The following is a 20,613-nucleotide window of genomic DNA, read 5'->3' on the forward strand; positions in this document are numbered from 1 at the left end:
CGGCGGAGCGGCGGCCCCGCCCCGGAAGGAATCCCGCCTCAGGCGAAGACGGCCAGGCTCTTGGCCTTGCCCCGCGACTCCTCCGCGAGGACCAGGAAGCGGCCCTCGGGGTCGAAGACGGCGACGGCGCCCCGGCCCGCGTACTCCTCGGGCATGTCGATCCGCACCCCGTTGAGCAGCAGCCGTCCGCGCTTGTCGTCCACGTCCCAGTGGGGGAAGGCCCGGCTCGCGGCCTCGGCCACCGGCATCACCGTCAGCTCCTCCTGGAGCTGGTCGAGCGTCTTGGCGGCGTCCAGCTTGTACGGGCCGACGCGGGTGCGGCGCAGCGCGGTCAGATGCCCGCCGACGCCGAGGTCCGCGCCGAGGTCGCGGGCGATCGCCCTGATGTACGTCCCCGACGAGCAGACGACGGAGACGACCAGGTCGAGGACGGCGGTGCCGTCATCGGCGACGGCCTCGCGCACGTCGTACACCGTGAAGGCGGAGATCTTCACGGGCCTGGCGGGGATCTCGAAGTCCTCGCCCTTGCGCGCCCGCGCGTACGACCGCTTGCCGTCGATCTTGATGGCGCTGACCTTCGACGGCACCTGCATGATGTCGCCGGACAGCTTGGCGATGCCCGCGTCGATCGCCTCGCGGGTGATCCCGGAGGCGTCGGCGGACGAGGTGAGCTCGCCCTCGGCGTCGTCCGTGATCGTGTTCTGGCCCAGGCGGATGGTGCCCAGGTACTCCTTCTCGGTCAGCGCCAGATGACCGAGGAGCTTGGTGGCGCGCTCCACGCCGAGCACGAGGACGCCCGTCGCCATGGGGTCGAGGGTGCCCGCGTGTCCGACGCGGCGGGTCTTGGCGATCCCGCGCATCTTGGCCACCACGTCGTGCGAAGTGAAGCCGGACGGCTTGTCGACGATGACAAGGCCGTCCGGCGTGGTGCTGCTCGTGCTCATGCGGGGGCGTCGCCGTCCTCGTCATCCTCGGGCTTCTTGTACGGGTCGGCCCCACCGGCGAACTCGGCGCCCGCGGAGACCTCCCGCACCTTGGCGTCGGACATCCGTGCCTTGTCGAGGAGGTCCTCGATGGCCCTCGCGTTGTCCGGCAGGGCGTCCGCGACGAAGGCCAGCGACGGCGTGAACTTCACGCCCGCGGCCTGGCCGACCGCCGACCGGAGCACGCCCTTGGCGCTCTCCAGGCCCGCGGCCGCCGCCGCGCGGTCCTCGTCGTCGCCGTAGACCGTGTAGAAGATGGTCGCTTCTCGCAGGTCACCCGTGACCCGGGTGTCCGTGATGGTCACATGCGTACCGAGCCGCGGGTCCTTGATCCCGCGCTGCAGCTTCTGGGCAACCACCTCTCGGATGAGGTCCGCCAGCCTTTTCGCCCGCGCGTTGTCGGCCACTGCTCCGTCTCCCTTTTTGCCACATTCCGATTCCCGGGGGTCTGGCCCCGGGCCGGTCTTGCTTCATTCAATCGTCGTCGCCGTGCAACCGCCGCCTGACGGACAGCAGCTCCACTTCGGGCCGGCCCGCGACGAGGCGCTCGCATTGATCCAGTACGTCCGTCAGATGGCCCGTGTCACCCGACACCGCGGCGAGGCCGATCTCGGCCCTGCGGTGCAGGTCCTGACCGCCCACTTCCGCCGCGCTCACCGCGTACTTGCGCTGGAGTTCGGCGACGATCGGGCGGACGACGGAGCGTTTCTCCTTCAGCGAATGTACGTCGCCGAGGAGTAGGTCGAAGGACAGAGTCCCCACATACATGTGTATCCGGATGTCCCGCCGGTACGGGGTAGAGGCCCCGCCAACCGCTTGGCAGGAACATCAGAACCGTACACGGAACGGCCGGGGCCGATCGACGGGATTTCTCCCGCCGACCGGCCCCGACACTGACCGCGCAGATCAGCGAGCTGATCAGCCGCGCGGCTTCTCGCGCATCTCGTACGTCGCGATGACGTCGTCGATCTTGATGTCGTTGAAGTTGCCGAGGTTGATACCGCCCTCGAAGCCTTCGCGGATCTCGGTGACGTCGTCCTTGAAGCGGCGCAGGCCCACGATGTTGAGGCTCTCCGCGATGACCTTGCCATCGCGCAGCAGTCGGGCCTTGGTGTTGCGCTTGACCTCGCCGGAACGGATGAGGACACCCGCGATGTTGCCGAGCTTGGACGAGCGGAAGACCTCGCGGATCTCCGCGGTGCCGAGCTCGACCTCCTCGTACTCCGGCTTGAGCATGCCCTTGAGGGCCGCTTCGATCTCCTCGATGGCCTGGTAGATCACCGAGTAGTAGCGGACGTCGACGCCCTCGCGCTCCGCCATCTGCGCGGCACGACCGGCCGCACGGACGTTGAAGCCGATGACGATGGCGTCGGAGCCCATCGCCAGGTCGATGTCGGACTCGGTGACCGCACCCACACCGCGGTGCAGGACGCGGATGTCCACCTCTTCGCCGACGTCGAGCTGGAGCAGCGAGGACTCGAGAGCCTCCACCGAACCGGACGCGTCGCCCTTGATGATGATGTTGAGGTCCTGGACCAGACCGGCCTTGAGCACCTGGTCGAGGTCCTCGAGGGACACCCGGCGGGTGCGCTTGGCGAACGCGGCGTTGCGCTCACGGGCGGCACGCTTCTCGGCGATCTGACGGGCCGTACGGTCCTCGTCGACAACCAGGAAGTTGTCGCCGGCGCCCGGGACGTTGGTGAGACCGAGCACGAGGACCGGAGTCGACGGAGTCGCCTCTTCCACGTTCTCGCCCTTGTCGTCGAGCATCGCGCGGACTCGGCCGTACGCGTCACCGGCGACCATCGTGTCGCCGACGCGGAGGGTACCGCGCTGGACGAGGACGGTCGCGACGGCGCCGCGGCCCTTGTCGAGGTGGGCCTCGATCGCGATGCCCTGCGCGTCCTGCTCCGGGTTGGCCCGCAGGTCGAGCGAGGCGTCCGCGGTCAGGACCACGGCCTCGAGCAGCTGCTCGATGTTCTCGCCCTTGCGCGCGGAGATGTCGACGAACATCGTGTCGCCGCCGTACTCCTCGGCCACCAGACCGAACTCGGTGAGCTGACCGCGCACCTTGCCCGGGTCGGCACCCTCGACGTCGATCTTGTTGACCGCGACCACGATCGGCACGTCGGCCGCCTTGGCGTGGTTCAGCGCCTCGATCGTCTGCGGCATCACACCGTCGTTGGCCGCGACCACGAGGATCGCGATGTCGGTGGACTTCGCACCACGGGCACGCATGGCGGTGAACGCCTCGTGACCGGGGGTGTCGATGAAGGTGATGGCGCGCTCTTCGCCGTTGACCTCGGTGGCGACCTGGTACGCACCGATGTGCTGCGTAATACCGCCGGCCTCGCCCGCGACGACGTTCGTCTTGCGGATCGCGTCCAGAAGTCGGGTCTTACCGTGGTCGACGTGACCCATGACGGTCACGACCGGCGGACGGGAGACGAGCATCTCCTCGCCGCCCTCGTCCTCGCCGAACTCGATGGAGAACGACTCGAGGAGCTCGCGGTCCTCCTCCTCCGGGCTGACGATCTCCAGGACGAAGTTCATCTCGTCCGCGAGGAGCTTCAGCGTCTCGTCGGAGACGGACTGCGTGGCAGTGACCATCTCGCCGAGGTTCATCATCACGCCGACGAGCGAGGCCGGGTTCGCGTTGATCTTCTCCGCGAAGTCCGTCAGCGAGGCACCGCGCGACAGGCGGACGGTCTGTCCGTTGCCGCGGGGCAGCATGACGCCGCCCACCGACGGGGCCTGCATGGCCTCGTACTCCTGGCGCCTCTGCCGCTTCGACTTGCGACCACGACGGGCGGGCCCACCGGGACGGCCGAAGGCACCCTGCGTGCCACCACGGGCACCGGGACCGCCGGGACGGCCACCGAAGCCGGGACGACCGCCGAAGCCGCCGCCACCACCGGGACGACCGGCACCGCCGCCGCCACCGGGACCACCGGGACGACCTGCGAAACCGCCGCCACCGCCACCGGGACGACCTGCGAAGCCGCCGCCGCCACCGGGACGACCGCCGCCACCGCCGGGACGACCGCCACCGGCCGGCCCACGGCCACCGCCGCCACCGGGGCCACCGCCGGGACGCGGGCCCGCGGCAGGACGCTGCGGCATCATGCCCGGGTTCGGACGGTTACCGGCGGGACCGCCGCCGGGACGCGGAGCGCCGCCCTGCGGGCGAGGCATGCCGCCCGGGGTCGGACGGGCGCCGCCCTGACCCTGCGGACGGGGAGCACCCTGGCCGCCCTGGCCCTGCGGGCGCGGGGCGCCACCGGGACCACCGGGGCCGCCGCCGGGACGCGGGGCACCACCCGGACGGGGCGCCTGCGGGCGCGCCATGCCGGTGGAACCACCAGAGGTGAAGGGGTTGTTGCCCGGACGCGGACCCGCGGGACGGGCGCCGCCGGGACGCGGGGCGCCACCCTGGCCGCCGGGGCGCGGGGCGCGCTCCGGACGATCGCCGCGGTCACCACGACCGCCCTGGCCCTGACCACCCTGACCCTGGCCACCCTGACCGGGGGCCGGACGGCCACCGGGCTTCGGGGCGCCGGGACGGGTGCTGGGGCGCGGAGCCTGCGAGGACTGCGGAGCCGCGGGGGCGGCCGGAGCAGCCGGCGGAGCGGTGAACTCCGGGGCGGTCGGCGCCGGGGAGGCCGGGGCCGGCTTGGGGGCCGGGGGCTTCGGACCGGGCGTCGGGCGCGGGCCCGGGGTCACCGGAGCGGCGGCCGCGGGCTTCTCGGCCGCGGCGGGCTTGGGCGCCGGCGGCTTCGGCGCGGCCGGACCCGGACGGGCGGCCTGCGCGGGAGAGGGGGCTGCCGGACCCGAGGGGGCCGGCGGCTTGGGGGCGGCCGCCTTGCGGGGCGCCCCGGGCTTGGCGGCGGACTTGCCGTTGCCGCCCTGCTGCAATGCGTCAGTCAGTTTACGTACTACCGGCGCCTCGATCGTCGAGGACGCCGAACGTACGAATTCACCGAGTTCTTGGAGCTTGGCCATGACGACCTTGCTCTCTACGCCGAACTCCTTGGCGAGCTCGTATACCCGGACCTTAGCCACTTCGCTCCTTTTAGGTCCGGGTTACGCCGGACCGTCGCTACTTCATGGGCGTACTCATCGCGTGCTCATCGAGTGCTCATCGCAATCTCGACCTACTTCCAACTCGCGGAATACCAGGCCGCACGGGGTTCCGTGCGGCCACGTCTTACGGTGTCGCCTGCTGGGCAACTGTCTCGACGGCTCGGCGCAACGCCTCCGTGTCGAGCGGCCCCTGGGCGCGAAAGGCCCGAGGGAACGCCCGGCGGCGGACCGCCAGGTCCAGACAGACCAGGGCGGGGTGTACATACGCACCCCGGCCGGGCAGCGTACCGCTTGGATCGGGGGCGCAGGCGCCCTCTTTCCTCACGATGCGCAGCAGATCGCTCTTGGCCGCTCGCTCCCGGCACCCCACACAGGTGCGCTCAGGGCATGCGCGGGCATGCGTCCGGCCAGACACTCTTAAGTCTACCTCCCCGCACCGACCTCACCCCTTTGGGGCAACAATCGAACGGCTACTCGCCACATACTGTCGTGATCCCAGCGGTGATCGCCGGGAATTTATTCCCGGCGATCTTGCCGGAGGCCGGTCACCGCGGCGCGGCTACTGGTCCCCGGGCTGCTCGGTGTCGGGCCTGATGTCGATGCGCCAGCCGGTGAGCCGCGCGGCCAGACGGGCGTTCTGCCCCTCCTTGCCGATCGCGAGGGACAGCTGGTAGTCGGGCACCGTGACCCGGGCCGACCTGGCGCCGAGGTCGACGATCTCGACCTTGCTGACGCGGGCCGGGGAGAGCGCGTGGGCGACCATCTCGGCCGGGTCCTCGGACCAGTCGACGATGTCGATCTTCTCGCCGTTCAGCTCGCCCATGACGTTGCGCACGCGGCTGCCCATCGGGCCGATGCAGGCGCCCTTGGCGTTGAGCCCCGAGCGGGTCGAGCGGACCGCGATCTTGGTGCGGTGACCGGCCTCGCGGGCGATGGCCGAGATCTCGACGGAACCGTCGGCGATCTCCGGGACCTCCAGCGCGAAGAGCTTCTTCACCAGGTTCGGGTGCGTGCGCGACAGCGTCACGGAGGGACCGCGGACGCCCTTCGCCACGCGTACGACGTACGAGCGCAGGCGCATGCCGTGCGGGTACTCCTCGCCGGGCACCTGCTCCTGCACCGGCAGGATGGCTTCCAGCTTGCCGATGTCGACCAGCACGTTCTTCGGGTCGCGGCCCTGCTGGACCACGCCGGTGACGATGTCGCCCTCGCGGCCCGCGTACTCGCCGAGCGTCGCGTCGTCCTGGGCGTCGCGCAGACGCTGCAGGATGACCTGCTTCGCCGTGGTCGCGGCGATGCGGCCGAAGTCGGACGGGGTGTCGTCGAACTCCTTGGGCTCCTGGCCCTCTTCGAGGTCCGCCGGGTCCTCCGTCGCCCACACCGTCACGTGGCCGCTCTCGCGGTCCAGCTTCACGCGCGCACGGCGGAAGCTGCCGTCGGTGCGGTGATAGGCGATGAGGAGGGCCGACTCGATCGCCTCGACGAGGAGGTCGAAGGAGATCTCCTTCTCCCGGACCAGACCCCGCAGGGCACTCATGTCGATGTCCACGGCTACGCCTCCTCTTCCTTCTTGTCCTTGCGGTTGAACTCGACCTGTACGCGCGCCTTGTCGATCTCGTCGAAGGCCAGGCGGCGCGACGTGGGCTTGCGGCCCTTCACGCCCGGCACCTCGAGGTCGAGACCCTCGTCGTCCACGGTGAGGATGCGGGCGACCAGCTCGCCGCCGCCCTCCGTCAGCTGGAACTTCACCAGGCGGTTCACGGCGCGCACGTAGTGGCGGCGCTCGGTCAGGGCGCGCTCGGCGCCGGGGGATCCGACCTCCAGGTCGTACTCCCCCTCGCCCATGGCGTCGCTCTCGTCGAGCTTCGCGGAGAGCAGGCGGCTCACTTCCGCGATCGTGTCGAGGTCCACGCCGTCCTCTGAGTCGATGACGACTCGCAGCACTCGCTTGCGTCCGACCGGGGTCACTTCGATCTCTTCGAGATCGAGATCCTGGGAGCTGACGAGCGGTTCCAGTAGTTGCCGCAGCCTCTCGCTCTGGGTGGTGCTCATCCGGGTGACTCCTCGGCCGCGTGTGCTGTTGTGGGATCGTCGCGTGTCAGGTCAAAGGGTATCCGGTCCCGAGGGGTGTTGCCGCCCACGGGCGGGGCGATGCACCGCTCCGTGCCGAGCCGCTCGCGGGTGCGGGAGCGGCCCGCGGGTACGGTGATCACGGACCCGCGCCACTCCTTCTCCACCCCCGTCTCCGCCCCCGTTCTCCGCCCCGCCAGGTTTCCCCTCACCTTTCCCCTCGTCTTCCCCTCGCTCTTCCCCTCGCCCTTCCCCTCCCCCCACCTGCTCGCTTCCTGCTCACTCACGCCTTTTGGCCCGCCTTCCGAGGACGTCTGCCGTGCCGTCGTATCTCACCGCCCCACGGTCCCCTTCGGGACCGCGCCGAAGGAGTCTGCTCACCGGGGTCGCCGGTGCCGCCGGAATCGCCGGAGCCGCGCTGCTCGCGGGCTGCTCGGACGCCACGGACACCGACGAGCGCCCGTCCGCCGCCCGGCGGCTGCGCGCCCACGCGGCCGCGGACAGCACGGAACTCCTTGGGCGCTACGACGCCGTCCTCGCGGCGCACCCCTCGCTCGCCGAACGGCTGCGGCCGCTGCGGGCCGAGGTGCGGCGCCATGTGGAGGCGTTCACGGACGGCCGCGCTCCGGCTTCCGCGTCCCCCGCGGGCTCCCCCGGCCCCCGGGGCTCCCGCGCCGCATCACCCGCGCCGTCCGTGGCCGCGGATCCCAAGGACGCCGTGCGCGAGCTCGCCAAGGCCGAGCGGACGCTGGCGGACCGGCGGGCCCAGGCCCTGCTCGACGCCCCTGCGGAACAGGCCAGGCTGCTCGCCTCGGTGAGCGCCGCGGGAGCGGCACACGCGTATCTGCTGACGGAGGGCGACAAGTGAGCGGTTCGAAGGACGAGGAGCTGAAGGCCGTGCAGGCCGCGCTGGCCGCCGAGCACGCGGCGGTGTACGGCTTCGGAGTGGTCGGTGGACGCGTCGGCGAGAAGCGCAGGGACGACGCCCGCACCGCGTACGACGCCCACCGCGCCCGGCGCGACGAGCTGCAGCGCGCGGTGCGCGACCTGGGCGGCGAGCCGCAGCCAGCGGACCCGGCGTACGCGCTGCCGTTCCCGGTGCCGGACTCCGCCTCCGCCGTGCGGCTCGCCGCGGAGCTCGAGGACCGGGTCGCCGGGGTCTACTCCGATCTCGTACGGGCCGCCACGGGCACCCGGCGCGGCAACGCGGCCCTCGCGCTGCGCGAGGCGGCGGTCCGGGCGGCACGGTGGCGCGGCGGGAGCGTAGCCTTCCCTGGGCTCGCCGAGCGGTCCGCCGCCGCCGACCCCTCGGCACCGGCGACGCCCCAGGCGTAACCCGTACAGGAAGTTCAGGAAGGGAACGACTCGCGCATGGCTTTCGAACCGCCGCAGCGCCTCGTCACCGCGCTCGGCGAGACGGCGCGGGACGGCGACGACTGGCTGGAGAAGCTGCCGATGGCAGCCGAACAGGCAGTCGCTCTACGCGAGTTGACCGTCGAACGCGTGCATGTGCCCGGCGGGCGCAGCAGCCTTGTGCTGCTGGTGCGGCAGGCCGACGACACCCCCGCCGTGCTGAAGCTGGTGCCGCCCCGGTCGCGCCCGGAGAGCGAGCGGGCCGCGCTCGCGCACTGGAACGGACTCGGCGCCGCACGGCTGCTCGACCCCGCCGCGTCCGACGGGGCGCTGCTCGTCGAACGGCTGCACCGCGACGTGTCGGTGCGCACCCTGCCCGAGGCCAAGGCCCTCCTGGAGGCGGCGGGGACGCTGCGCAGGCTGTGGGTGGAGCCACCGGCGGGACACCGCTTCGAGACGGTGGCCGAGCGGACGGGACGGCAGGCGGCGGCCATGCGGGCCTCAGCGGACGCGGAGGTCGCCCCACTGGTCTCGGCCGCGATCTCGGCCCGCGAGGAACTCCTCGCCGCGGAGCCGGAGGCACGGCTCCTGCACGGCACCTTCCGGCAGAGCAAGGTCCTCGCGGGAGACCGGGTGCCGTGGCTGGCCGTGGGGCCCGACCCGGTGGTCGGCGAACCCGCCTTCGACCTGGCGCGCCTGGTCCGTGACCGGGTGGAGGACCTGATCGCCTCGCCGTCCGGGGCGTCGATCACGCGACGGCGCGTGAAGAAGCTGGCCGAGTCCCTCGAAGTGGATCAGGAACGGCTGCGGGGATGGACCTTGTTCCGCGCGGTGGAGTCCGGTGCCCGGGCGCTGCGGGTGGGGCGCGTGCAGGACGCGGAGCTGTTGCTGGAGTTCGCGGGCTGGCTGTAGTCACGGCTCCGCGGCGCCGTCTCCCGGGGCTCCGCCCCGGACCCCGCTCCTCAAACGCCGGAGGGGCTGAATTCTCAGCCCCTCCGGGTTCTTACTAAGCAGTCAGTCGCGCGATCGCCTCGTCGACCGGGAGCTCCTCGCGCTCGCCCGTGCGGCGGTCCTTCAGCTCGACGACGCCGTCGGCCGAGCGGCGGCCAGCGACGAGGATCTTCGGGACGCCCATCAGCTCGGAGTCGGTGAACTTCACGCCCGGGGAGACGCCGGGGCGGTCGTCGACCAGGACCCGGACACCGGCCGCTGCCAGCTTGTCCGAGACCTCGAGGGCCAGCTCGGTCTGCAGGGCCTTGCCCGCGGCGACGACGTGGACGTCGGCGGGGGCGATCTCCTCGGGCCAGATCAGGCCCTTGTCGTCGGCGTGCTGCTCGGCGAGCGCGGCGACGGCACGCGAGACGCCGATGCCGTACGAGCCCATGGTCACGCGGACCGGCTTGCCCTCCTTGCCGAGCACGTCGAGCTGGAAGGCGTCGGCGTACTTGCGGCCCAGCTGGAAGATGTGGCCGATCTCGATGGCGCGGTCCAGCTTGAGCCCGGTGCCGCAGTTCGGGCACGGGTCGCCCTCCTGGACGACCACGACGTCGACGTACGCGTCGACCTCGAAGTCACGGCCCGCGACGACGTTCTTGGCGTGCACGCCGTCCTTGTTGGCGCCGGTGATCCAGGCGGTGCCGGGGGCGACGCGCGGGTCGGCGACGTACTGGACCTTCGCCAGGCCCTGCGGGCCGACGTAACCGCGCACCAGGTCGTCGCGGCCCTCGAAGTCCTCGGCCGTGACCAGCTCGACGGCGGCCGGGGCGAAGTGGGCCTCGACCTTGTCCATGTCGACCTCGCGGTCGCCGGGGACGCCGACGGCGACGATCTCGCCGTCGACCTTCACGAGGAGGTTCTTGAGCGTCGCGGAGGCCTCGACGCCGAGGTGCGCGGCGAGCGTCTCGATGGTCGGGGTGTCGGGGGTGGGGATCTCCTCGGCGGCGGGCACTTCGGCGGCGTCCACCGGCTTCAGGGCGAAGGAGACCGCCTCGGTGTTCGCCGCGTAGTCGCACTTCGGGCAGTCGGCGAAGGTGTCCTCACCGGCCGCGGCCGGGGCGAGGAACTCCTCGGACTTGGAGCCGCCCATGGCGCCCGCGGTGGCGGCGCAGATGCGGTAGTCGAGGCCGAGGCGCTGGAAGATCTTCTGGTACGCGTCACGGTGCAGCGCGTACGACTGGGCGAGGCCCTCGTCCTCCAGGTCGAAGGAGTAGGAGTCCTTCATCAGGAACTCGCGGCCGCGCAGGATGCCGGCGCGGGGGCGGGCCTCGTCGCGGTACTTGGTCTGGATCTGGTAGAGGATCACGGGCAGGTCCTTGTAGGACGTGCACTGGTCCTTGACCAGGAGGGTGAAGATCTCCTCGTGGGTGGGGCCGAGGAGGTAGTCGCCGCCCCTGCGGTCGTTGAGCCGGAACAGCTCCGCGCCGTACTCGGTCCAGCGGCCCGTCGCCTCGTAGGGCTCCTTGGGCAGCAGGGCGGGCAGCGAGACCTCCTGGCCGCCCATGGCGTCCATCTCCTCGCGCACGACGCGCTCGACGTTGGCGAGGACCTTCTTGCCCAGCGGCAGCCAGGACCAGACACCGGCGGCGGTGCGGCGCACGTAACCGGCGCGGACGAGGAGTTTGTGGCTCAGCACCTCGGCGTCCGCCGGGTCGTCGCGCAAGGTCTTCGCCATCAATCGGGACATGCGCTGGACCTGGGCCTTGGCCATGATTATTGACTCCTGCTGCAAAAGGTTGGTCCCAGGAGGTTATCCGGGGGCCCGCCCCGGCCGGAAATCGATTCAGGCGCGGCGGTTCAGGGGCAGGGGCGCGCCCATCACCGCGTACGGCTTGGGGGCGCTGGGAAACAGGACGCGGCGGGCCAGATCGGCGTATCCGAGGGAGCGGTAGAGGCCGCGGGCCGGGCTCTCGGTGTCGATCGCGGAGAGGATCGAGCGGGGCTCGGGGACGCCGTCCGTGATGGTCGTGATGAGCGCGCGCCCGATGCCCCGGTTCTGGTAGCCGGGGTGCACGTGCAGCTCGGTGATCACGAACGACTCGTCGAGCCAGCCGTCCAGGTGCTGGCCGCGCAGATACGGCTCGACGACGGTGGACCACCAGTGGGCGCGGTCGTTGGGCATGCCGTAGACGAAGCCGACGAGACGGCCGTAGCCGGTGGTCGCCCCGAACGCGCGGGCGCGGGGGTAGGTGAGGTGCCGCAGCACGATCTGTCGTCGTACGGCCACCTCGTCCTCGCTGAGACCGAAGGCGTGGGCCTGGACGCGCAGCGCCTCGTCCACGCGTGCGCCGAGGTCGAGCGGACCGATCACGACATCGTCTGTCATGGCCCGACCCTACTTCGCACCACGGCGCTTCTGAACAGGGCGCGGCTTCTTGTGCGGGGGGTCAGAGCGGGGTGTCGGAGCAGGGTGTCGGAGCGGGGTGTCGGAGCGGGGTGTCGGAGCGGGGTGTCGGAGCGGGGTGTCAGAACAACACGCTCATGAACGCGCCGATCTCCTTGAAGCCCACCTTCCGGTAGGCCGCCCTGGCCGCGGTGTTGAAGTCGTTCACGTAGAGGCTGGCGACGGGGGCGACGTCCGCGAGTGCGTAGCGCAGGACGGCCGACATGCCGGGGGCGGCGAGTCCGCGGCCCCGGTACTCGGGGGCCACCCAGACGCCCTGGACCTGGCAGGCCTGCGGGGTGGCGGCGCCGATCTCCGCCTTGAAGACCACCTTGCCGTGCTCGTCCAGGCGTGCGAACGAGCGTCCGGAGCCGACCAGTTCGGCCACCCGCGCCTGATAGAGCAGCCCGCCGTCACCGGCCATCGGCGAGATCCCGACCTCCTCGGTGAACATCGCCACGCACGCAGGCATGATCGTCTCCATCTCGTCCTTGCGGACACGACGGACGTACGGGTCGGGGGCGATGTCGTCCGGCAGCCGGTCGGCGACCATCAGGGGCTGCTGCGCGCGGACCTCGCGGGCGGGGCCCCAGGACGGCTCCAGGAGCCGCCACAGCTGGGCCGTGGGACCGGCGGGCCCCACGATCGAGGAACAGCGGCGCCCGGCCCTGCGCGCACGGTCCGCGAAGCCGCGTACGGCCCGTGGGGTGGCGCAGATCGGTACGAGATTGGCGCCCGCGTAACAGAGGGACCGCAGCATGCCGTCCTCGTACCAGCCCCACATCTCGCCGCCGAGCCGCCACGGATCCAGACCCGCGACCTGCACGCGGGCGGCCACGAAGGCGTTCGCGACCGGCTCGCGGTCGAGCACGGCGAGCGCGGCGTCCAGGTCACTCGGTTCGAGGACCCTGGTGGTGGTCTGAGTCAACACGTGCGGGGGCCTCACCATACGGTCTGCTGATCTCCGCACTGTACCTGGCGGGGGCGCCTTGTGCGGGGGGTGGCATTTGTGCGTGGGGCCTGGGCCTGGAGTGCCGGTTGCCCCCGGTGGGGGCTGGCGCTTTCCGCCGCTCCGCGGCGTGGTCCCCACCCCAGCCGCCCGCTTGTGCCGGGGGGGTGGCATTGGTCCGTGAGGCTTGAGCCCTGGAGTGCCGCTTTCCCCCGGTGGGGGCTGGCGCTTTTCCGCCGCTCCGCGGCGTGGTCCCCACCCGCCCACCCGTGACTCCGCGCCGGGGTGTGGAGGTAGGAGCGGGGTGGGGTGCGGGAGGCGGCGGATTGGTGGTGGGCCCGCCCCTACAGAGGGGCGCCGCGAAGCTGCGGGCTGGCTTGTGGGCCAGGGCCAGGGCCAGGCAGGAGGGAGCGAACCTCGGCGGAGCGGGCGGGCCTCTACAGGGAGGGGCGCCGCAGAGCCACAGGCGAGCGGGCGGGAGCCGACCGCCGCGGAGCGGGCGGGCCCCTACAAGGAGAGGCCGGTGCCGAGAATCGGGCGGGCGGGTGGGGACGGACCGCCGCGGAGCGGGCGGGCTCCTACAGGGAGCGGCGGCGCCGAGAGCCCCGGGCACCTACAGGAAGGGACCGGCGCGGAGCCACGGGCGGGCGGGTGGGGACCGGCCGCCGCGGAGCGGGCGGGCTCCTACAGGGAGCGGCGGCGCCGAGAGCCCCGGGCACCTACAGGAAGGGACCGGCGCGGAGCCACGGGCGGGCGGGTGGGAATCGACCGCCGCGAAGCGGGCGGGCACCTACAGGGAGCGGCGATGCCGAGAGCCCCGGGCACCTACAGGGAGGGACCGGCGCGGAGTCACGGGTGGGTGGGTGGGAGTCGGCCGCCGCGGAGCGGGCGGGTTCCTACAGGGAGCGGGCGGCGCGGAGCCGCGCGTGGGAGGGGGTCGCTCCTACACGAACGCCCCCTGCCCAGGGACCCGCGCCGAGAAGGAAACGGTTCAGCCCGCGACCGCCACAGAGGGCTCGCCGGAGGCCACCCCGTCCTTCTCCATCTGCTCCGCGATCTTCAACGCCTCTTCGATGAGCGTCTCGACGATCTTCGACTCGGGAACGGTCTTGATGACCTCGCCCTTCACGAAGATCTGCCCCTTGCCGTTGCCGGACGCGACCCCGAGGTCCGCCTCACGGGCCTCACCGGGACCGTTGACGACACACCCCATGACAGCGACGCGCAACGGCACCTCCATGCCGTCGAGCCCCGCGGTCACCTCTTCGGCCAGCTTGTAGACATCGACCTGGGCGCGCCCGCAGGACGGGCACGACACGATCTCCAGGCGGCGCTGCTTGAGGTTCAGGGACTCCAGGATCTGCATGCCGACCTTGACCTCCTCCGCCGGAGGAGCCGACAGCGAGACCCGGATCGTGTCGCCGATGCCCTCGCTCAGCAGCGCCCCGAAGGCGACGGCCGACTTGATCGTGCCCTGGAACGCGGGCCCCGCCTCGGTCACACCCAGGTGCAGCGGATAGTCACAGGCCGCCGCCAACTGCCGGTAGGCATTCACCATCACCACCGGGTCGTTGTGCTTCACGGAGATCTTGATGTCCCGGAACCCGTGCTCCTCGAACAGCGACGCCTCCCACAGCGCCGACTCCACGAGCGCCTCCGGCGTCGCCTTCCCGTACTTCTTCAGCAACCGCGCGTCCAACGACCCCGCGTTGACCCCGATCCGGATCGGCGTCCCGGCCGCCGAAGCCGCCTTCGCGATCTCCTTGACCTTGTCGTCGAACTGCTTGATGTTCCCGGGATTCACCCGGACCGCCGCACACCCCGCGTCGATCGCCGCGAACACGTACTTCGGCTGGAAGTGAATGTCCGCGATCACCGGGATCTGCGACTTCCGCGCGATGGTCGCCAGCGCGTCCGCGTCGTCCTGCGTCGGACACGCCACCCGCACGATCTGGCAGCCCGACGCCGTCAGCTCCGCGATCTGCTGCAACGTCGCACCGATGTCAGACGTACGCGTCGTCGTCATCGACTGCACCGAGACCGGTGCGTCTCCACCGACAGCCACAGAACCGACCTGGATCTTGCGGCTGACCCTGCGGTCGGCGAGCTTGGTCGGAACGGACGGGATTCCGAGCGAAACGGCAGTCATCTGGCGAGCATCCCCAAGAGTGTGGATCACAAGGTGTGGATCAAGGTCCCGAGATCGGCGGGCTCCAGGCTTCGAGATTACGTCACCCCGGTGCGCCGGAGCACACCACGCCCCGAAGTCCACTCAATGGTGGGCGGCCCGACACATAGAGTGCCGGGCCGCCGCAAACTTCTCGTAATCAGGAAATTCTGACCGGATTCACCACGTCCGCGATGAGCACCAGGATCGTGAAGCAGATGAAGATCCCCGCCACCACGTAGGCGACCGGCATCAGCTTCGCGACGTCGAAGGGGCCCGGGTCAGGGCGGCGCATGACCCGCGCGGTCTTGCGGCGCACCGACTCCCACAGGGCGCCCGCGATGTGGCCGCCGTCGAGCGGGAGCAGCGGCAGCATGTTGAACAGGAACAGGGAGAGGTTGAAGCCCGCGATGAGGAACAGCATCATCGCGATCTGGTTCTCCGGCGGGATGTCCAGGGTGAACACGTCGCCGCCGACGCGGGCCGCGCCGACCACGCCCATCGGGGAGTCCTGCTTGCGCTCGCCGTCACCGAACGCCGCGTCCCACAGGTCGGGGATCTTGGACGGCAGGGCGATGATCGACTCGACGCCGTTCTCCATCATGTCGCCCATGCGGTTCACGGAGTCGCCGAAGGACTGCTGGACGATGCCGCTGGCCGGGGTGAAGCCGAGGAAGCCCGCGTAGACGTACTTGCCCTCGACGTACGCGCCGTCGCCGTCGGTCTTGGTGACCTGGTTCTTGATCAGGTTGGCGTGCAGGTCGAGCCGCTTGCCGTCGCGCTCGACCGTGATCGTGGCCGGGCCGATGGTCTCGCGGATCTTCGCCTGGAGCGTGGACCAGTCGTCGACGGGCTGCCCCTGGAAGGCGACGATCTTGTCGGCCGCCTTGAGGCCCGCCGCCTTGGCGGGCGTGGCCTTGTCGCCCTTCTCGCACTTGTCGCGGTTCTCGCTCTGCTGGATGACGCAGTCCGAGACCTTGCCGACGGAGGTCGTCTGGGTGCTGATGCCGAACGTCATCATCACGCCGAGGAAGATCGCCACGGCGAGGACGAGGTTCATGAAGGGGCCCGCGAACATCACGATCACGCGCTTCCACGGCTTGCGCGTGTAGAAGAGGCGGGACTCGTCGCCGGGCTCCAGCTCCTCGAAGGCCGCCGAGCGGGCGTCCTCGATCATGCCGCGCCAGGGCGACGTGGAGCGTGCCTCGATGCGGCCGTCCGGGCCCGGCGGGAACATGCCGATCATGCGGATGTAGCCGCCGAGCGGGATGGCCTTGATGCCGTACTCGGTGTCGCCCTTCTTGCGCGAGAAGATGGTCGGTCCGAAGCCGACCATGTACTGCGGCACGCGGATGCCGAACATCTTGGCGGTCGACAGGTGCCCCAGCTCGTGCCAGGCGATCGAGAACAGCAGCCCGATCACGAAGACGACTATCCCGAGGATCATCATCAAGGTCGTCATGCACGAGCCTCCGCGGTCGCCTTGCCTGCCAGTTCACGTGCCCGAGCACGTGCCCAGGTCTCCGCCTCGAGGACGTCCGCGACGGTCAGGGAGGTTCCCGCGGCCGGTGTGCCGTGTTCGGCCACGACCTCCGTCACCGTCTCCATGATCCCGTTGAAGGGCAGCGCGCCCTTCAGGAACGCGTCCACGCACTCCTCGTTGGCGGCATTGAACACCGCCGGGGCCGTGCCCGCGAGCTCCCCGACGTGCCGGGCGAGCCCGACCGAGGGAAACGCGTCGTTGTCCAGGGGGAAGAACTCCCAGCTCGACGCCTTCGTCCAGTCGAAGGCGGGGGCGGCGTCGGGGATGCGCTCGGGCCAGCCGATGCCGATGGCGATCGGGCCCCGCATGTCCGGCGGGGTGGCCTGGGCGAGCGTCGAGCCGTCGGTGAACTCGACCATGGAGTGCACGTAGGACTGCGGGTGGACGACGACCTCGATGCGGTCGAAGGGGATGTCGTAGAGGAGGTGCGCCTCGATGACCTCAAGACCCTTGTTGACCAGCGTCGCGGAGTTGATCGTGATGACCGGGCCCATCGCCCAGGTGGGGTGCGCGAGCGCGTCCTCGGGGGTGACGTTCACGAGGTCGGCCTTCGTACGTCCCCGGAAGGGGCCGCCGGAGGCGGTGACGACCAGCTTGCGCACGTCCGCGCGGGTGCCCGCGGCAAGGGCCTGGAAGAGCGCCGCGTGCTCGGAGTCGACCGGGATGATCTGGCCGGGCTTGGCGATCGCCTTGACCAGGGGCCCGCCGACGATGAGGGATTCCTTGTTGGCGAGCGCGAGGGTGCGGCCCGCCTCCAGGGCGGCGAGCGTCGGGGCCAGGCCGATGGAGCCGGTGATGCCGTTGAGCACCGTGTGGCAGGCGGAGGCGGCCAGCTGGGTCGCCGCGTCGGGTCCGGCCAGGATCTCGGGGAGCGGCTCCCCGGCGGCGTACTGCCCCTGGAGCGCCTCCCGCAGGGCCGGTACGGCGTCCTCGCGGGCGACCGCGACGGTCTTCACCCGCAGCTGACGTGCCTGCTCGGCGAGGAGACCCACGCGGCCGCCCGCGGCGGAGAGCGCCGTGACGCGGAAGCGGTCGGGATGGCTGCGGACGAGGTCGATGGCCTGGGTGCCGATCGAGCCCGTGGAGCCGAGGATGACGATGTCCCGCGGCGCTTCTCCGGAGACCGGATCGAAGACGAGATGCGGGTCCGCGAGGGGGGATGGGCTGTCGCTCATCCCCCCATTGTGGCCGCAACTCCTGTGGGCCCGGACAGTGCGGGCCCCGATGTGGCGCGCGTGGCGTCCGTCCGGAGTCATCGCTTCTTGCGGCGGCGCCCGCTCCTGGGTGGGGCGTCAGTGTTGTCGTCGAGGTCGGCAGGGCCGTCGGCGGTGGCATCCACGGTGTCGTCGGACGGCTCGAAGTCGCCCTCGACAACACCCTCCGTCGTGTCCACCGTGGGTGCGCTGAAGTGGAGCTGGCCCGCGCTCCTGCGGGCTTCGAGGCCCTTCGCGCTGATCTCGACCGCGTCCTGCACGGTGTCGGGCGCGGGCTGCTCGACCTGGACCTCCAGGTTGAAGAGGAAGCCGACGGACTCCTCCTTGATGGCGTCCATCATGGCCGTGAACATGTCGTAGCCCTCGCGCTGGAACTCGAAGAGGGGGTCCCTGCCGAGGTAGGACCGCATCCAGATGCCCTCCTGGAGGTAGTCCATTTCGTAAAGGTGTTCGCGCCATTTGCGGTCGAGGACGGAGAGCACCACGCGGCGCTCCAGCTCGCGCACGGCGTCCTCGCCGAGCGCGCGCTCGCGTTCCTCGTAGCGCGCGTGCATGTCCTCGGTCAGGGCCTCGCCGATCAGTTCGGCGTCCACCTCGGAGCGGCCGCCCGCCTCCTTGTCGAGGTCGGCGGGGGTGACGCCCATCGGGTACAGCTCGCGACAGGCGCTCCAGAGCCGCTCCAGGTCCCACTCCTCGGGGAATCCCTCGGCGGTGGCCGCCGCCACGTACGCCTCGACGGTGTCGTCCATGAAGTGGAAGACCTGCTCGCGGAGGTCCTCGCCCTCCAGGACCCGGCGGCGCTCGGCGTAGATGAGGCCGCGCTGGCGGTTGAGGACCTCGTCGTACTTGAGGACGTTCTTGCGGGTCTCGAAGTGCTGCTGCTCGACCTGGGACTGCGCGGAGGCGATGGCCCGGGTCACCATCTTGTTCTCGATGGGGACGTCGGCGGGCACGTTGGCCATGAGCATGACCCGCTCGACCAGCTCGGCGCGGAAGAGCCGCATCAGGTCGTCGCCGAGCGAGAGGTAGAAGCGGGACTGTCCGGGGTCGCCCTGGCGGCCGCTGCGGCCGCGCAGCTGGTTGTCGATGCGGCGGGACTCGTGGCGTTCGGTGCCGAGCACGTAGAGGCCGCCGAGCTCCTTGACCTCGTCGTGTTCGGCGGCGGCCTCGGCCTCGATGCGCGCGAGGAGCTCGCGGTGGCGCTCGGGGGCCTCGTCGGGGGTGCGTCCCTCGTCCGCGAGTGCGGCGTCGGCCATGGCCTCGGGGTTGCCGCCGAGCATGATGTCGGTGCCGCGGCCCGCCATGTTCGTGGCGACGGTGACCGCGCCCTTGCGGCCCGCCTGCGCGACGATCCGCGCCTCGCCCTTGTGGTTCTTGGCGTTGAGCACCTCGTGCCGGATGCCGCGCCGGGTGAGCAGTGCCGAGAGGTGCTCGGACTTCGCCACGGAGACGGTGCCGACGAGGATCGGCTGGCCGAGCTCGTGCCGCTCGATGATGTCGGCGACGACCGCGCCGAACTTCACGGACTCCTCGCGGTAGATCACATCGGCCTGGTCCGCGCGGACCATCGGCTTGTTGGTGGGGATGGGCACCACGTTGAGTTTGTAGATCTGATGGAATTCGGCGGCCTCCGTCATGGCCGTGCCCGTCATTCCGGAGAGTTTTCCGTAGAGGCGGAAGAAGTTCTGCAGGGTGATCGTGGCGAGCGTCTGGTTCTCGTCCTTGATCGTCACTCCTTCCTTCGCCTCGATCGCCTGGTGGACGCCTTCGTTGTAGCGGCGTCCGGCGAGAATGCGTCCGGTGTGCTCGTCGACGATCAGGACTTCGCCGTCGGTGACGACGTAGTCCTTGTCCTTCTTGAAGTGTTCCTTGGCCTTGAGCGCGTTGTTCAGCTGGCCTATGAGCGACGTGTGCGCGGAGTCGTAGAAGTTGTCGATCCCGAGCTGGTCCTCCAGGAATTCCACGCCGCGGTCGAGGATCGCGACGGTACGTTTCTTCGGGTCGTACTCGTAGTCGTACGCGGCCCGCAGCTCCGCCAGTTCCATCTTGCGCGTCGGGGTGGTGAACTTCTCCTCCTGGATCGCGATGCCCTTCAGCCCGCGCACGGCGTCGGCGAAGTAGCCGTACCAATGGGTGGGCTGATCGGCGGGGCCCGAGATGATCAGCGGTGTCCTGGCCTCGTCGATGAGGATGGAGTCCGCCTCGTCGACGATCGCGAAGTGATGGCCGCGCTGCACCAGTTCGGCCTTCGACCAGGCCATGTTGTCGCGCAGGTAGTCGAAGCCGAATTCGTTGTTCGTGCCGTACGTGATGTCGCAGGCGTACTGCTCGCGGCGGACGGCGGGCGCCATGTCGGACTTGATGACGCCCACGGTCAGGCCGAGGAAGCGGTAGGCGCGGCCCATCCACTGGGCGTCGCGCTCGGCGAGGTAGTCGTTGACCGTGACGAGGTGGACGCCCTCGCCCGCGAGGGCGTTCAGATAGGCGGGCAGCGTCGCGGAGAGCGTCTTTCCCTCACCGGTCTGCATCTCGGCGATGTTGCCGAGGTGCAGCGCGGCGCCGCCCATGATCTGTACGTCGAAGTGGCGCATGCCAAGGGTGCGCCGCGCCGCCTCGCGGACGGTCGCGAAGGCTTCGGGGAGCAGGTCGTCGAGGCTCTCCCCTTCGGCGTACCGCTCCTTGAACTCGGCGGTCAGCGCCTGCAGTTCGGTGTCCGAGAGATCCTCGAAGTCCGGCTCCACGGAGTTGACCTGAGCCGCGATGTGCTGCAGCTTGCGCAGCATTCTGCCCTCGCCCGCACGCATGATCTTTCCGGTGAGGCGATCCAATTTGAGGACGGACACGGAAATCCCCCACCCCTCGGCACCGGTCC

The 20,613-nt window shown here is 70.7% G+C and carries 18 protein-coding genes; 3 read left to right on the forward strand and 15 right to left on the reverse strand.

The window, feature by feature from the left end; translation table 11 throughout:
* Window positions 1–38: 38 nt before the first annotated feature.
* The 8 genes from truB to CP970_RS44160 form a co-directional block, all read right to left on the reverse strand.
* Window positions 39–944: a tRNA pseudouridine(55) synthase TruB gene (gene truB / locus CP970_RS11680; RefSeq protein ID WP_150493258.1), complete on the reverse strand. Its 906-nt coding sequence runs from the start codon at window positions 942–944 to the stop codon at window positions 39–41.
* The gene (rbfA, locus tag CP970_RS11685) at window positions 941–1,390 is read right to left on the reverse strand and encodes a 30S ribosome-binding factor RbfA (protein WP_055554469.1); all 450 of its coding nucleotides are present in this window, start codon (window positions 1,388–1,390) and stop codon (window positions 941–943) included. Before rbfA ends, truB begins: the two co-directional genes overlap by 4 nt.
* 67 nt (window positions 1,391–1,457) lie before the next feature.
* Window positions 1,458–1,751 (reverse strand): DUF503 domain-containing protein, encoded by a 294-nt coding sequence (locus tag CP970_RS11690; protein ID WP_055554467.1) that lies wholly within the window; start codon window positions 1,749–1,751, stop codon window positions 1,458–1,460.
* A 150-nt stretch (window positions 1,752–1,901) separates the two neighbouring features.
* A complete protein-coding gene (gene infB / locus CP970_RS11695) occupies window positions 1,902–5,045 on the reverse strand; it encodes a translation initiation factor IF-2 (RefSeq protein WP_150493260.1) in 3,144 nt (1,047 codons plus the stop codon).
* Between the two features lie 145 nt (window positions 5,046–5,190).
* A complete protein-coding gene (locus CP970_RS11700) occupies window positions 5,191–5,481 on the reverse strand; it encodes a YlxR family protein (RefSeq protein ID WP_098245106.1) in 291 nt (96 codons plus the stop codon).
* A gap of 144 nt (window positions 5,482–5,625) precedes the next feature.
* Window positions 5,626–6,615 (reverse strand): transcription termination factor NusA, encoded by a 990-nt coding sequence (nusA, locus tag CP970_RS11705; RefSeq protein ID WP_055556849.1) that lies wholly within the window; start codon window positions 6,613–6,615, stop codon window positions 5,626–5,628.
* A 2-nt stretch (window positions 6,616–6,617) separates the two neighbouring features.
* A complete protein-coding gene (gene rimP, locus CP970_RS11710) occupies window positions 6,618–7,118 on the reverse strand; it encodes a ribosome maturation factor RimP (RefSeq protein ID WP_055556853.1) in 501 nt (166 codons plus the stop codon).
* Window positions 7,115–7,279, reverse strand: a complete 165-nt coding sequence (locus tag CP970_RS44160; RefSeq protein ID WP_157877876.1) for a hypothetical protein — start codon at window positions 7,277–7,279, stop codon at window positions 7,115–7,117. Before CP970_RS44160 ends, rimP begins: the two co-directional genes overlap by 4 nt.
* Window positions 7,280–7,455: 176 nt before the next feature.
* On the opposite strand from CP970_RS44160, the gene CP970_RS44905 reads away from it, so the two are divergent.
* From CP970_RS44905 to CP970_RS11720, 3 genes are read left to right on the forward strand one after another with little or no spacing between them, the layout of a single operon-like run.
* Window positions 7,456–8,004 carry a hypothetical protein gene (locus tag CP970_RS44905; protein ID WP_224058382.1) on the forward strand — a complete coding sequence of 183 codons (549 nt, stop codon included), beginning with the start codon at window positions 7,456–7,458 and terminating at the stop codon, window positions 8,002–8,004.
* The gene (locus CP970_RS44910; RefSeq protein WP_055556724.1) at window positions 8,001–8,471 is read left to right on the forward strand and encodes a ferritin-like domain-containing protein; all 471 of its coding nucleotides are present in this window, start codon (window positions 8,001–8,003) and stop codon (window positions 8,469–8,471) included. The genes CP970_RS44905 and CP970_RS44910 overlap by 4 nt, the downstream gene beginning before the upstream one ends.
* Before the next feature lie 36 nt (window positions 8,472–8,507).
* Window positions 8,508–9,401: an aminoglycoside phosphotransferase family protein gene (locus tag CP970_RS11720; protein ID WP_055556723.1), complete on the forward strand. Its 894-nt coding sequence runs from the start codon at window positions 8,508–8,510 to the stop codon at window positions 9,399–9,401.
* 94 nt (window positions 9,402–9,495) lie between these two features.
* On the opposite strand, the gene CP970_RS11725 is transcribed toward CP970_RS11720, so the two are convergent.
* From CP970_RS11725 to secA, 7 genes are all read right to left on the reverse strand, one after another.
* Window positions 9,496–11,196, reverse strand: coding sequence for a proline--tRNA ligase (locus CP970_RS11725; protein ID WP_055556722.1), 1,701 nt, complete (start codon window positions 11,194–11,196; stop codon window positions 9,496–9,498).
* A gap of 72 nt (window positions 11,197–11,268) precedes the next feature.
* Window positions 11,269–11,811, reverse strand: a complete 543-nt coding sequence (locus CP970_RS11730; protein WP_055556721.1) for a GNAT family N-acetyltransferase — start codon at window positions 11,809–11,811, stop codon at window positions 11,269–11,271.
* 139 nt (window positions 11,812–11,950) lie between these two features.
* A complete protein-coding gene (locus CP970_RS11735) occupies window positions 11,951–12,799 on the reverse strand; it encodes a GNAT family N-acetyltransferase (RefSeq protein ID WP_055556736.1) in 849 nt (282 codons plus the stop codon).
* Between the two features lie 1,009 nt (window positions 12,800–13,808).
* Window positions 13,809–14,966 (reverse strand): flavodoxin-dependent (E)-4-hydroxy-3-methylbut-2-enyl-diphosphate synthase, encoded by a 1,158-nt coding sequence (gene ispG / locus CP970_RS11740; RefSeq protein WP_055556111.1) that lies wholly within the window; start codon window positions 14,964–14,966, stop codon window positions 13,809–13,811.
* A 178-nt stretch (window positions 14,967–15,144) separates the two neighbouring features.
* Window positions 15,145–16,446 (reverse strand): M50 family metallopeptidase, encoded by a 1,302-nt coding sequence (locus CP970_RS11745; protein ID WP_055556109.1) that lies wholly within the window; start codon window positions 16,444–16,446, stop codon window positions 15,145–15,147.
* Window positions 16,443–17,702 (reverse strand): 1-deoxy-D-xylulose-5-phosphate reductoisomerase, encoded by a 1,260-nt coding sequence (gene dxr, locus CP970_RS11750; protein ID WP_055556107.1) that lies wholly within the window; start codon window positions 17,700–17,702, stop codon window positions 16,443–16,445. Before dxr ends, CP970_RS11745 begins: the two co-directional genes overlap by 4 nt.
* Window positions 17,703–17,779: 77 nt before the next feature.
* Window positions 17,780–20,545 carry a preprotein translocase subunit SecA gene (gene secA, locus CP970_RS11755; protein ID WP_055556117.1) on the reverse strand — a complete coding sequence of 922 codons (2,766 nt, stop codon included), beginning with the start codon at window positions 20,543–20,545 and terminating at the stop codon, window positions 17,780–17,782.
* Window positions 20,546–20,613 lie beyond the last annotated feature (68 nt).

Source organism: Streptomyces kanamyceticus (assembly GCF_008704495.1).
GTDB classification, from domain to species: domain Bacteria; phylum Actinomycetota; class Actinomycetes; order Streptomycetales; family Streptomycetaceae; genus Streptomyces; species Streptomyces kanamyceticus.

What these genes read in the sequence shown, in the direction of transcription:
- truB (WP_150493258.1), bottom strand. Translation starts at nt 944, where the DNA reads ATGAGCACGAGCAGCACCACGCCGGACGGCCTTGTCATCGTCGACAAG.
- secA (WP_055556117.1), bottom strand. Translation starts at nt 20,545, where the DNA reads ATGCGTGCGGGCGAGGGCAGAATGCTGCGCAAGCTGCAGCACATCGCG.
- rimP (WP_055556853.1), bottom strand. Translation starts at nt 7,118, where the DNA reads ATGAGCACCACCCAGAGCGAGAGGCTGCGGCAACTACTGGAACCGCTC.
- CP970_RS11725 (WP_055556722.1), bottom strand. Translation starts at nt 11,196, where the DNA reads ATGGCCAAGGCCCAGGTCCAGCGCATGTCCCGATTGATGGCGAAGACC.
- ispG (WP_055556111.1), bottom strand. Translation starts at nt 14,966, where the DNA reads ATGACTGCCGTTTCGCTCGGAATCCCGTCCGTTCCGACCAAGCTCGCC.
- CP970_RS11730 (WP_055556721.1), bottom strand. Translation starts at nt 11,811, where the DNA reads ATGACAGACGATGTCGTGATCGGTCCGCTCGACCTCGGCGCACGCGTG.
- CP970_RS11690 (WP_055554467.1), bottom strand. Translation starts at nt 1,751, where the DNA reads ATGTATGTGGGGACTCTGTCCTTCGACCTACTCCTCGGCGACGTACAT.
- CP970_RS11720 (WP_055556723.1), top strand. Translation starts at nt 8,508, where the DNA reads ATGGCTTTCGAACCGCCGCAGCGCCTCGTCACCGCGCTCGGCGAGACG.
- CP970_RS11745 (WP_055556109.1), bottom strand. Translation starts at nt 16,446, where the DNA reads ATGACGACCTTGATGATGATCCTCGGGATAGTCGTCTTCGTGATCGGG.
- dxr (WP_055556107.1), bottom strand. Translation starts at nt 17,702, where the DNA reads ATGAGCGACAGCCCATCCCCCCTCGCGGACCCGCATCTCGTCTTCGAT.